General features: G+C 55.2%; 9 protein-coding genes. 7 read left to right on the forward strand and 2 right to left on the reverse strand.

Annotation, left to right across the window (positions count from 1 at the left end; genetic code table 11):
* The first annotated feature begins 16 nt into the window (after positions 1 to 16).
* The 4 genes from HDEN_RS10005 to HDEN_RS10020 all read left to right on the forward strand — a co-directional run bounded on the left by HDEN_RS10005 (position 17) and on the right by HDEN_RS10020 (position 3,568).
* A complete protein-coding gene (locus HDEN_RS10005) occupies positions 17 to 976 on the forward strand; it encodes a phosphate acetyltransferase (RefSeq protein WP_013215988.1) in 960 nt (319 codons plus the stop codon).
* A gap of 3 nt (positions 977 to 979) precedes the next feature.
* Positions 980 to 2,188, forward strand: a complete 1,209-nt coding sequence (locus HDEN_RS10010; protein WP_013215989.1) for an acetate/propionate family kinase — start codon at positions 980 to 982, stop codon at positions 2,186 to 2,188.
* Positions 2,185 to 2,967, forward strand: coding sequence for an enoyl-ACP reductase FabI (gene fabI, locus HDEN_RS10015; protein WP_013215990.1), 783 nt, complete (start codon positions 2,185 to 2,187; stop codon positions 2,965 to 2,967). Before HDEN_RS10010 ends, fabI begins: the two co-directional genes overlap by 4 nt.
* Before the next feature lie 181 nt (positions 2,968 to 3,148).
* Positions 3,149 to 3,568, forward strand: coding sequence for a universal stress protein (locus HDEN_RS10020; protein ID WP_013215991.1), 420 nt, complete (start codon positions 3,149 to 3,151; stop codon positions 3,566 to 3,568).
* 128 nt (positions 3,569 to 3,696) lie between these two features.
* Here the strand turns inward: HDEN_RS10020 and HDEN_RS10025 are convergent, their stop codons facing one another.
* Together HDEN_RS10025 and HDEN_RS10030 are read right to left on the reverse strand one after the other, a co-directional pair.
* On the reverse strand, positions 3,697 to 6,846 hold the full coding sequence (locus HDEN_RS10025) for an efflux RND transporter permease subunit (protein WP_013215992.1): 3,150 nt from the start codon (positions 6,844 to 6,846) through the stop codon (positions 3,697 to 3,699).
* 4 nt (positions 6,847 to 6,850) lie between these two features.
* Positions 6,851 to 7,963: an efflux RND transporter periplasmic adaptor subunit gene (locus tag HDEN_RS10030; protein ID WP_013215993.1), complete on the reverse strand. Its 1,113-nt coding sequence runs from the start codon at positions 7,961 to 7,963 to the stop codon at positions 6,851 to 6,853.
* Positions 7,964 to 8,598: 635 nt separating this feature from the next.
* On the opposite strand from HDEN_RS10030, the gene HDEN_RS10040 reads away from it, so the two are divergent.
* The 3 genes from HDEN_RS10040 to HDEN_RS10050 all read left to right on the forward strand — a co-directional run bounded on the left by HDEN_RS10040 (position 8,599) and on the right by HDEN_RS10050 (position 12,277).
* Positions 8,599 to 9,663 carry an AI-2E family transporter gene (locus HDEN_RS10040; RefSeq protein WP_013215994.1) on the forward strand — a complete coding sequence of 355 codons (1,065 nt, stop codon included), beginning with the start codon at positions 8,599 to 8,601 and terminating at the stop codon, positions 9,661 to 9,663.
* A gap of 473 nt (positions 9,664 to 10,136) precedes the next feature.
* Positions 10,137 to 11,534: a hypothetical protein gene (locus tag HDEN_RS10045; protein WP_013215995.1), complete on the forward strand. Its 1,398-nt coding sequence runs from the start codon at positions 10,137 to 10,139 to the stop codon at positions 11,532 to 11,534.
* Positions 11,534 to 12,277, forward strand: a complete 744-nt coding sequence (locus tag HDEN_RS10050) for a hypothetical protein (RefSeq protein WP_013215996.1) — start codon at positions 11,534 to 11,536, stop codon at positions 12,275 to 12,277. The genes HDEN_RS10045 and HDEN_RS10050 overlap by 1 nt, the downstream gene beginning before the upstream one ends.
* The last annotated feature ends 57 nt before the right edge of the window (positions 12,278 to 12,334 follow it).

Raw genomic sequence — 12,334 nt, forward strand, 5'->3', positions numbered from 1 at the left:
CCGAAGGAGAGGCGCCATGGCAGAGGCAATCGTCTCCAAAATTCATCGGCATGAAAAATACGAACGACTGGTTGCAGCGGCGCAGCGTCTAAGTCCGCTTCCGACCGCCGTAGCACAGCCTTGCGACGAGTCATCACTTCGTGGCGCCATCGAAGCGCGGGATGCGGGACTGATAACCCCGATACTCGTGGGACCAAAAGCAAAGATCATCGATATTGCGAGAACAATTGGTCTCAATCTCGATGGTCTCGAGATCATCGACGTGCCGCACAGCCACGCCGCCGCCGCAAAGGCCGTTGATGTCGTGCGTAGCGGCAAAGCCGAACTGCTCATGAAAGGCAGTCTTCATTCCGATGAGCTCCTTGGTGCCGTGACGAGTCGAGAAACGGGTCTTCGCACCGAAAGACGAATTAGCCACGTGTTTGTCATGGACGTGCCCACACATTCACAGACGCTGTTTGTGACGGATGCTGCAGTTAACATAGCGCCGGATCTGATGGCGAAACGTGATATCATCCAAAACGCAATTGACCTCTACACGGCCTTAGGTCTCGGCAAGCCCAAAGTTGCTATTCTATCGGCCGTCGAAACGGTTACCACCGCCATTCCGTCGACTATTGAAGCAGCCGCGCTTTGCAAGATGGCTGATCGTGGTCAGATCACCGGCGGAGAACTGGATGGACCACTTGCGTTCGACAATGCCATCAGTTTAACGGCGGCGCGCGTCAAGGGCATCAAGTCGCCTGTGGCGGGACATGCGCAAATCCTTGTCGTACCGGATTTGGAAGCGGGCAATATGCTCGCCAAAAATCTTACGTTTATTTCTAATGCTGACGCTGCTGGAATCGTTCTTGGAGCAAGAGTGCCAATCATTCTGACGTCGCGAGCGGACAATGTTCGGACACGCCTGGCTTCCTGCGCCGTCGCCAAATTGCTTGCTTACAGCAGACGGGCTAACGCTCCGATCAGAGCATGACCAATGTCCGATACCATACTGGTCATCAACGCGGGCAGCTCGAGTATTAAATTTCAGCTGTTTGCAATTGCGCCCGAAAAACAACTCGATCGGCGGCTTAGAGGTCAGATCGAGGGTATTGGGACAAGGCCACGATTAGTTGCAAGCGATGCTACCGGTCAACGTGTCATTGATAAGGTGTGGGGGACCGACGAAGTCGGCGAATTGCATCACGCACTTGATAGACTGGTCGTGTTCCTACGTGAGTATGTTGGAAGGCTGCCCGTTGCGGTCGGGCATAGGGTCGTCCACGGAGGACCGGAATTTATTGAACCAACGTTGCTCAACTCCCGCGTCCTAGATCACCTACAGCGATTTGTGCCCCTTGCACCTCTTCACCAACCGAACAACCTCGCACCAATAAGAATCGTTCTGGAGCGACAGCCGCACCTCTTGCAGGTCGCGTGTTTCGACACTGCTTTTCATAGACATCATTCGGAAATTGCGGACCGCTACGCGATTCCTGATCGATTTTATCGTGAGGGCGTGCGCCGATATGGATTTCACGGGTTGTCGTACGAGTATATTGCATCGAGGATTCCGCAAGTCGCTCCTGAAATTGGCGATCATCGGGTCGTCGTCGCTCACCTGGGAAGCGGCGCATCGATGTGTGCGCAACAAGGAGGAAAGAGCATTGAAAGCAGCATGGGATTTACGGCTCTGGACGGTTTGCCGATGGGTACGCGTCCAGGTCAGATCGACGCTGGCGTCGTGCTCTATCTTATGAATGAAAAGGGCATGAGCGTTAAAGACGTCGAGCATTTCCTTTATAACGATTGCGGTCTCAAGGGCCTATCAGGCATTAGCAATGACGTCAGAGATTTGCTCTCGAGCGTCGACCCAAGGGCCAAGCTGGCACTCGACTACTTTGCCTATCGCATCGCGCTTTTCGGGGGGATGCTCGCGACGGCATTGGGCGGAATCGATGGCTTGGTCTTTACCGCCGGAATTGGAGAAAACGCGCCGGCAATTCGCCGAGCGGTGGTCGCTCGCATGTCGTGCTTTGGGATAGAACTGTCGGAAACAGCGAACGGAAAAAACCAACTCCGCATCTCCAGCGATGCCTCCCGTGTTGGGTGTTACGTGGTGCCGACCGACGAAGAGCTGATGATTGCAAGGCACACATTGCAAATGTTGCAAATGCAAAAAATGCCCAAGGAGAAGCGGGCATGATTGATGTTTCTTCGCTAAACTTGCTCAAAAGCAAAAAGGCGCTCGTTACCGGCATCGCAAACGATCAGTCCATAGCGTGGGGATGTGCTAAGGCATTTCACGCATTCGGCGCAGACGTTGCGGTTACGTATCTTAATGAAAAAGCTAAACCGCACGTCGAACCCCTGGCTAAAGAGGTCGGCGCGCAAATCCTCATGCCTCTCGACCTCCAGCATGAAGGGCAACTTGAGGACGTATTCGAAAAAATTGAGAAGAGGTGGGGAAGGCTCGATCTATGCCTTCACTCCCTCGCGTTTGCTCCGAAGGATGACCTGCAGGGTCGCGTCGTCGATTGCTCCAGAGATGGATTTCTTCGTGCAATGGAGATTTCGTGCTGGTCGTTTATCAGGATGGCCAAGCTTGCCGAGCCACTCATGAAATCAGGTGGCGCCTTGTTCACGATGACTTACTACGGCTCGCAAATGGTCGTGGAGCACTACAACATCATGGGCCCAGTGAAAGCCGCTCTTGAATCGACGACAAGATACTTGGCCGCCGAATTAGGACCAAAAGGCATCCGGGTGCACGCAATATCTCCCGGTCCTCTGAAAACGCGCGCCGCATCTGGAATTACGGCATTTGATAAGCTTCTTCAAAAGGCACAATCAAAAGCGCCAAGCCGGAGCCTAGTCTCGATCGACGATGTCGGCGTTGCGGTAGCCTTTCTCGGCATGGACGGGGCGAAACTGATAACCGGCGAAACGCTCTATATTGATGGCGGCTACCACATCATCGATTAGACGCGCCCAGACGGCGCCATTAAATTCCTTTCGTTGCAGGGACTGGCTTTTCAGATTTATGGTAATCACTAAATGTGCGATAATATAATTATCTATAGCAATCTATTTTGTGAAACGATAGCGTTGATCACGGCTGAGGGACTGGCGAGCAAACTAAGCTTACTCCAAATGGAGCAAAAGAATGACCCATAAAGTGCTTTGTGCAGTAGACGATACCGGCCATTCCGAGAGCGCAATAACGCAAGCGGCTGAACTGGCAAAAGCTACTGGAGCCGACCTCACTCTACTCGCCGTCAATTTGCCTGCCGGAGGCGACGGGCGAGGTGGAATTATTGTGTATACCTGGGAAGATTCCGACGAGAAACGCGTTCTCGACAATGCTTCTGCTGTCGCGAGTAAAGCGGGTATTTCCAATCCCAAGACGGTAAGCGTGAGAAGCCGCGATGCGGCGCGCTCCATCGTCGTTTATGCCGAGGACAATGGAATTGACCATATCGTCGTCGGTACGGGCGGCAAAGGCAACATAGCGCGGCTCGTGCTTGGCTCGGTCTCAAGCAGTGTAGTTGCCCGTGCGCATTGCCCCGTGACGGTTGCAAGATAGCAGGAAGTGCCGACGTGCTTGTTCTTATTGCGCTGCGCAGAAAATTCTGTGCAAGCCAATTGGAATATCCGCGACCACATCGTTTCGTATATTGCGATTAATTTCATGTGGCTGGTATCGCCGCAAGCTCATGCAGCCTGTTTAATCTCCGGCTTCGTCGCAGGGCGGGCTGAAGGCCTAAATTTCTCGCGTATGGCTTGGAAGGTGACGTAAAGGGACGGGATTGCGAATATGCCGATGATGGATGCGGCTATCATTCCGCCGAAGACGGGTGTCCCGACATTGCGACGTGCGAGTTCGGAAGCGCCGACTGCGACGACAAGAGGAAGCAGTCCCAGGATGAAGGCAAAGGAAGTCATCATCACCGGACGGAAGCGTAAACGGCTCCCCTCCGTGGCGGCTTCATCGAGCGCAACCCCACGCTCGCGTTGCTCTTTTGCGAATTCGACAATCAATATGCCGTTCTTCGCCGCAAGACCGATAAGAACGACCATCCCGATTTGTCCATAGAGATCGAGGGTCAACCCCCCGATGGCGATGGCTGCGAAAGCTCCGCACACGCCGACGCTGACGGAAAGAAGAACCGGCACCGGAATCGTCCAACTTTCATAGAGAGCTACCAAGAATAAGTAGGCGAACAGCAGCGCAAACCCGAGGATGAGCGCGGTTTTTCCCTCTGCTCGCTTCTCTTGGAACGCTGTGTCTGTCCATTCACCGGCATAACCATCCGGCAGGGTGCGGGCGGCGACTGCCTCCATCGCGTTCAGCGCTTGTCCAGAGGACACGCCTGCTGCCGGGGATCCTTGAATCGTGACCGCGCGAAGATTGTTATAGCGAATGATCGATGGCGGACCGACGACGACTCGAACCTCGACGAGGCTCCGCATCGGGATCATCTGGCCTTTTTCATTGCGCACGTTGATCCGGTAGAGATCGTCGATACTAGAACGATCCGAGGCATCCGCTTGAACCTGTACCTGCCAGGTGCGGCCGTACAGATTCATGTTGTTGACGAAATACCCGCCAAGGGACGCTTGCAAAGCTTGAAAAACATCGTTGAGCCGTACTCCCAAAATCTGCGCTTTATCGCGATCGATATCGAGATACAGCGAAGGGTTTGTTGCCGAGAAAGTACTGAACACGCGGTCCAGTTTTGGGTCCTGGTTAGCGGCAACGAGTAGCCCGCGCAAAACTTGGGCCAATGCTTTCGGATCCCCTCCCCGCAGGTCCTGAAGGACATACGCAAACCCGCCTCCAGATCCGAGGCCGATGATCGGCGGCGGTGCCAACGGCACGACCGTACCTCCAGGAATCTCTCTGAGCTTGGGGCCGAGACGTTGAATCAGCGAACGCACACCCAGAGCGCGATCCTTGCGTTGCTCAAATGGCTTTAACGTCACGACCATGAACGCAGCATTTGACTGCGAATAGTTATCAATAAAATTGAGGCCCACGACCGAGGTCACGTCCTGAACGGCGGCTTCGCCTTTGAGAATCTCCTCGGTCTGGCGGACGACATCAATTGTGCGGCCCACCGATGCGCCACCGGGGAGCTGTGCGAGCACAAACAATGCGCCTTGGTCGTCCTCGGGGAGAAATCCTGTTGGAGTCACCTTGGCCAGCCCATAGGTGCCTGCGAGCGCGACGCCCACTAACGCCAGGCCAAACAGAGAAATTCGCAACAAGCGAGCGACGGCTGCGCCATAGGCGTCCCGCACATTGTCGATCGCCCGCATGATTGCGCCGATCGGGCCTCGTCGCGGCCCATGATGCGGTGTGAGGAGAATGCCGCACAACGCTGGGGACAGCGTTAGAGCATTGATCGCCGACAAAAGCATCGCAACGGCAATGGTCACTGCGAACTGACGAAACAGTTCTCCGGAAATGCCCGGAATAAAGGCGACAGGCACAAAGACGGAGAGCAGAACCAACGTTATGGCAATGATCGGAGCCGTGATTTCGGCCATGGCTCGTTTCGTGGCCTCGGGCGGCGATAGCTCCGGATGTTCTTCCATCACGCGTTCGACATTCTCGACCACGACGATGGCGTCGTCGACCACAATGCCAATCGCGAGGACAATTGCGAGTAGCGAGACTGTGTTTGCCGAATATCCTATCGCCAGCAGAACAATAAATGCGCCGATCAAGCTAACCGGAACCGCGAGAGTCGGTATCAGTGTTGCGCGAACGCTGCCCAGAAAGAGATAAACGACGAGCACCACAAGAATGAACGCTTCAATCAGAGTCTTGCGCACTTCATGGATGGTGTCCGTCACGAATTGCGTCGGGTCGTAGGTAACCTTCCAAGCCATGTCATCAGGAAACCGCTTCTCGGCGGTTTCAAGCTTGGTGCGCACCGCTTTCAAGGTGGTGATCGCGTTGGCCCCTGGCGATTGGTAGATCGCTATAACGGCGGCGGGCCCCCCGTTGAATAGAGTATCGCGATCCAGATTTGCGGCTCCCAGTTCAAGCCGGGCAACGTCGCCCAGCCGCAGCACCGAGCCGTCAGGGTTGGTCCGCAGTACGATCTTCTCAAAATCAGCAACGCTATTGAGGCGGCCTTTCGTTTGGATATTGAGTTGAAGTTGCTGCTCGTTTGATATCGGCCGCGCGCCTATCCTGCCGACGGCAGCTTGAACGTTCTGAGCCTGGATCGCATTGATGACGTCACCGGTCGTCAGTCCCAATCCGGTCAATCTGTCGGTTTTGACCCAAGCCCGCATCGCGTAGTCTTGCGGTCCCCAAAGGACGGCGTCACCAACGCCCGGTGTGCTCTTTATTTGGTCGAGCAGGTTGATCGTGACGTAGTTGGACAGAAAGAGCGGATCATGGGTGTGCTTGGGCGAGTAAAGCGCCACAACGCCAAGAAGGGCTGAGGATTTCTTCTTAACGGACACGCCTTGGCGCTGAACCTCGGGTGGCAAGCTCGATAGCGCGACTTGGACCCGATTGTTGACATTCACGGTATTTATATCGGGATTGGTTCCGAGTTCGAATGAGCAGATCAGCGTATAGCTGCCGTCGTCCCCGCTCACGCTCTTCATGTAGATCATCTTATCAACGCCGACGACCTGCGCTTCGATGGGTTGCGCGATCGAAGTGTCGACAACGGATGAATTGGCTCCCGGGTACGTCGTCGTGACCTGCACTTGCGGCGGAACGATATCCGGATATTGAGCAAAGGGGATTGCGTATAGCGCTAGGACGCCCGCTATCGTCGTGACGATCGCGATGACAATGGCAAGTCTTGGGCGGTCGACGAAGATAGAGGATAACATCCCTTCAACTCCGATCCTGGAGTTGAAGGGCAGGCGTTGCGATCACGGCTGCGCCTGGGCGCACGCTCTGCAGACCGTCGACAATAACCTGCTCCCCTCCGCTCAAGCCCTCCTCGACGATGATGCTCGTGCCTCCGCTTTCGCCGCCGGTCTTTACCCTCCGGATAGCGGCTTTTCCGTCATCGACGACGAAGACGTATGTCCCTTGCTGATCGGCGATGAGTGCCGACTGCGGGATGACGACTTTTTCGACAGGCTTGCCCGCTTCAATCGATACATGGACGAGTTGCCCGTCGATGAGTACGCCTTTCGGATTCGGAAAGGCGGCACGAACGAGCACGGTATCGGTCGTGCGATTGACCGTAACATCGACGAAATTGATGGTGCCTTCCTGGTCGTACTTGCTGAGATCGGCGAATTGCAAATTGGCTTTCAACTGAGTGACGTCGAGTTGTTTGCCTGTCTGCTGCAAACGCAGGAATTCCCGCTGGCTAACAGGGAACGTAACGTACATGGGATCTTGGCTGACGATGACCGTCAAAGGCCCGCTCTCGGGGCTTACGACGTTTCCCTTGGTGACGTTCGTTCGACCGATTTTTCCCGTCACCGGGGCAACAATATCGGTGTAGCCGAGGTTGATCTTAGCCGTGTCCAGGTTGGCCTGATCGATAAGGATCGTGCCCTTGGCCTGTTCATCAGTGGCGCGCGCCTGATCGCGCGCGACGGCTGAGCCAACGTTCCTCTCATACAATTCTTCAGCACGTTGCAGTTGGACTTCGCTCAATACCTTTGCGGCCTTGCTCCGGTCGAGTGCGCCCGCCGCTTCTCCAACTGCGGCCTGAAACAACCCCTTCTCGATTTTGTAGAGGGACGCGCCAGCCTGCACCAAGTCGCCTTCTTTGAATTCGACCTCTTCCAGGTAACCAGTGACACGCGCCCTGATCTCAACACGATCGATAGCTTCGACACGGCCAACGAAATCCAGTGATTTTGCAATTGGCTTGCGCGCAGCGGTTACGACGCCGACTGATATTTGTGATGGGGCTTCATTCGGCTGCGCAAGGGCCGGAAATGACATCAAATAAAGTGCAACGACCGCGCCTAATGTGTTGCGCATGCCGCTCTCCTTCCTAGTACCCCACAATCTGTGTTGTGTTGGCTACGATCCGAGAACGTGCGTCGAAGTGATATATCTCGTAGGAGAGCCGATACCGAAGTTGGTTCGTGCCCTAGTCAGTAATTCAAAAGTTCGCTCGCGGCGATGTCATTAAATCCTCTTAGGGTTGAAGATTTAATCCGAACACTTGCCTAAGGACGACACGCCAAAGCCATCGAGAGATATATTATCGAAAATCATCGTGAGAGCCAAGAGCGTTTAATATGGAAGTTGATGCTAATAATGACTCGGAGGATCGAAGCTGCTCAGCATGACAACACACAAACTGTGGACGCTTCCTTGGTGACGACTTAGTATGAGGGTCAACGATCAGCTGATATATTCGCCCCAATTCATCATTGATTGGCTCCCTTCAATGGAGCGTAGCGTGCTATTGGTTCGATATAGGGGGCACCCTTTTACAAAAGGCGTATCCCTCAATTGGGACATCGCCATCGCGGATGCCCAGGATAAATTTACCGCACTGGATCTAAGCTAAAGTGGTGGAAGTTATTCGCGCAAATTCATGGACCCGATGGCTAAGAAGACAGATAGCCCAAGCGCATAGAGATCGTAGTTGAACCGGAATTTAACGAATGCCGGAGATCGATACGCAGAAGGATCAGACCGTCGCGATCGATCTTGCTATTCGTATCAGCTTGCTTACGTTGCTAGCTTATTTGTCGTTTGCAATCGTTGCTCCGGTTCTGACGATCTTAGTGTGGAGCGCCATTCTGACAGTGGCGCTTTACCCCATCTACCGCTGGCTCGCACATTGGCTCAATAGCCCGAAGTTTGCCGCCGCATTCGTTACGTTACTTTGCATGCTTGTCGTCTTAGCACCTGTGACGTGGCTTGGCTTCGGTCTGCTCAATGGAGTGGAAGTCATTGTCCAAAAACTTGACAGCGGATTATCCATTCCTGCCCCTCCAGAATCGATCAAAGATTGGCCAATCGCTGGAGATCAAATCTATCGGCTTTGGACGCGCGCCATTACGGACATCAGCTCGCAACTCGCTGAATTAGCACCCGCGTTGAAACCTGTGGCTGGCTGGCTCCTCCAGGTTGCGTCGAACGTTTTGATTGGGCTGCTCAAGTTCCTGCTCTCGATTATCGTAGCAGGTTTTCTCTTTTGCCCAGGCCCCAAGCTTGTCAAAGTACTTGCTCGGATAATGGAACGCGTTCTGAACCCGCGAGGTACAGAAATGGTGGAACTGGCCGGCGCAACTATCCGCAATATTTCTCGTGGCGTTCTTGGGGTTGCATTGCTGCAATCGTTTCTTGGAGGGATCGGTTTTCTTGTGGCCGGCGTACCCGGCGCGGGCATTTTCGCTTTCGCTTCGCTGGTACTTGGAATTCTCCAAATTGGTCCAGGCGTTCTCTTTCTGCCGATCCTTGTTTGGAGTTGGATGACTCAGGAAGCGCTGCACGCCCTTTTGTTTACCGCCTACATGGTACCAATTGGGCTATTGGATAACGTTTTGCGCCCGATCTTAATGACACGTGGTCTCACTACTCCCATGTTGGTCATCGTCATCGGCGTCATTGGCGGGACGATCGCCTATGGAATTATTGGCCTCTTTGTTGGTCCCATAATTCTTTCTGTTGCCTGGGAACTAGGCCAAGCCTGGATGAACGGAACCAAGTCCGCGACCGCTTAAATACTAAGGCTGTCGGCGGATGATATGCGGCTGTCCCGTCCATTCGACTCGACATTGGACCGAGTGCTGCGAGATCAAGCATGTACGACTGCCGGGTGACGCAGAGAGGCTGCTGCGGCCTCGTAGACCTCGGCCCCGCTCACAAACGGTTTCCATACATAACAATTCCATGTCGGACCCTTGACATTTTTGTGACAATAGGGCGCCCTACCTAGGCTACTTGGCCTATTCTGCTTTCGACCATTTGGCTTGATTGACGAAGCAAATTCAGACGGGAGGACCGTGCTGATGCGGAGTTCAAGGCGCCGGGCGGCGGCATCGTTCCGTCATGCGAGAATAAAATTCCGAGCGCCGAACCGACGGCGCCGCGCGGCGGCCGAGAGCACCGTTTTCGATCTCGCATTGATGAGCCCCTCGAATGGCCGGGCGATCCGCACTCATTCTTCCACCTTGCGACGCGGGTTTTCGACAGCATGACGACGCTGCGCGTGTCGCAAAAGCTGGAAATTTCTGACGCCGATTGGCGGTTGATCGGCGAGACTGCGAGCGCACTTCCGGCGGATAAAGCTCACAAGTGGCAAAACCACATCGGCGCCGCACCGCTTGAAAATGCACGGTCAGATCTTTCCTCGATCATCGACCGAATTCGGAATGGACCCTGGTGCTTCGTGCAGCTTCGCGGAGCCCCGCTCAGCGCAGAGGATATCGGTCGCGGAGACGTTGACCTCCTCGTCAGCCGTTCGTCCGTAGACGCACTATTGAGTGCGGTGTTTGAGTGGACGCTCGCGGGCGAATGTCATGCGGTCATACGATCGCGCTCTACCGATAAGGTAGGCCTCGAGATTTTCGACATCGACGGACGCGACAGCCTCTGTTTCGATTTCTGGATCGAGCTTTGGCAGCTTGCCGGCGGCGCGAACTATCTCAGGTTCGAAGATGTCGCTCATCTGGCCGGGGCGTCAAACGGGATCGTGAGATTACCGCCTGAGATCGAAGCGGCGATCTACCTTGAGCATCTGATCAGCAAGAAGCGGAAGCTCGACAACGATCACGTGCGCGGACGACTCTCGAACTACGAAAGCACGTGCGCTTCGGCTGGCTCTTCCGAATTGGCTGCTGCACTCGCTCGGATCCAGCACTCGGGCAAGATCGACGAACAGGCGCTGGCGGTCAGCCGCAAGCTGCTTGCGGACAATAAGCTCTGGCCTGCCGCGAGACCATCGAGACGATTCCGCCACAAGGTCGTGACGGAGATGCGCGCGGCGTGGCTCGACGCTCCCCGCAAAACGCGCAGCATGTCGATCATGGGCTGCGACGGCTCCGGCAAAACCAGCGTCATCAAAAAACTCCGCGAGGCCGAGCCGAATAGATTCAATAGCTACGTCGGCAAGCGGCTCTATCGAAATTCCATTCTCTACAAGATTGCTGTCGCGCTGATCCGACCGCTGCTGTTTCAGGGCCGGGAAAAGTTTGACGACACGCTGGCGCCCTTCAACTATGTGCGCGCTGCCGCGGCCCTTCCGTTTCTGAACCTATTTCCGGGACGCAAGCTGACGCTCGTCGACCGCGCGCTGATCGATTTCGTCATCGTCGACCGAAAATCCGACCATCCGAGGCTCCACCGGGCTTCCCGGCTGTCGCGCGTCTTCGGACATCGCATCCCGGTCATGCATCTCCTGGTTCCCAATGCGCGTCTCTCGCAGCGCAAGCGAGAAATGACCGAAGCCGGACATGCGCGATACGACCGTCTTGTCTTCGACTGCTTATCGCGCCGTACGCCGACAACGTACGTTCTATTTCACAACGGCGGCGACATCGAAACGTCGGTCGCTGCTGCCCGAAACATCATTCTTCAGTCGTCGAGGACATGATGGCCATTCACGACATCAAGCAGATCATGATCGCGCTGCGTGCCCTCCACCGGGACAGGGAAAATCACGCCGTGTTTGGCACGGCAGCGCCGAGAACGGCCGAACTCATTTGGGTCGATCCGAAAAAGATCAACTTCTACATGGGGCAACTACCTGAAGGATTGAATAATCGTCGGACGAGCGGGCGCATTGTCGATTTCGAGCGCCGTGGCTTGAGCTTCTCGCCGCTGGAAGACGTGATCCCGGTGAAGTCCAGTCTGATGCATTGGCGCGATGGCTTGCCTTGGGAGGAAACGCCCGACTTCATCAATCGCATGACGCGCGTGAAGTTCTTTCGTGCCGGCATCAGCCATAATACCAAATCAGCGGTGGCGCGGCGCTATCGCAAGCTGGATGAACTCTATCGCCGCATTGAAAGAGAACGAGCGTTCAAGACCCAGAAGCAATTGAAGCCCTGGAATTTTCGAGAGTACGGCGGTGTTCAAATCGGCATCGACGCAGCCGGCCGATTTGCCGTCATGCGCGGCTCCGGACTGCATCGCACCATGATCGCGAAGCTTCTCGACCTCCCCTATATTCCCGCGATGGTCGGGCTCATCGACGTCAACGCCATCTCGTATCTGGAATCGTTGCGCACCCCGCCGGAGCATCGCGCGGAGTTTGCTTCGGGCACATCAGAAATGCTCCGCGAATACCGGCCCTCCGAGAGCCTCGCGGTTGACGCCTCAGCAATGTCGCTTTGATCGCTGCTGCCAGGCAACGCGCGCTGATATATTCGTTCAGGTTGTATTGAACGCTGA

This window comes from Hyphomicrobium denitrificans ATCC 51888, from assembly GCF_000143145.1.
Lineage (GTDB): Bacteria > Pseudomonadota > Alphaproteobacteria > Rhizobiales > Hyphomicrobiaceae > Hyphomicrobium_B > Hyphomicrobium_B denitrificans.

Bases quoted from the DNA above. Each gene is read 5' to 3' on its own strand.
- HDEN_RS10020 (WP_013215991.1), top strand. From the start codon at position 3,149: ATGACCCATAAAGTGCTTTGTGCAGTAGACGATACCGGCCATTCCGAG.
- fabI (WP_013215990.1), top strand. From the start codon at position 2,185: ATGATTGATGTTTCTTCGCTAAACTTGCTCAAAAGCAAAAAGGCGCTC.
- HDEN_RS10030 (WP_013215993.1), bottom strand. From the start codon at position 7,963: ATGCGCAACACATTAGGCGCGGTCGTTGCACTTTATTTGATGTCATTT.
- HDEN_RS10050 (WP_013215996.1), top strand. From the start codon at position 11,534: ATGGCCATTCACGACATCAAGCAGATCATGATCGCGCTGCGTGCCCTC.
- HDEN_RS10045 (WP_013215995.1), top strand. From the start codon at position 10,137: ATGACGACGCTGCGCGTGTCGCAAAAGCTGGAAATTTCTGACGCCGAT.
- HDEN_RS10010 (WP_013215989.1), top strand. From the start codon at position 980: ATGTCCGATACCATACTGGTCATCAACGCGGGCAGCTCGAGTATTAAA.
- HDEN_RS10040 (WP_013215994.1), top strand. From the start codon at position 8,599: ATGCCGGAGATCGATACGCAGAAGGATCAGACCGTCGCGATCGATCTT.
- HDEN_RS10025 (WP_013215992.1), bottom strand. From the start codon at position 6,846: ATGTTATCCTCTATCTTCGTCGACCGCCCAAGACTTGCCATTGTCATC.
- HDEN_RS10005 (WP_013215988.1), top strand. From the start codon at position 17: ATGGCAGAGGCAATCGTCTCCAAAATTCATCGGCATGAAAAATACGAA.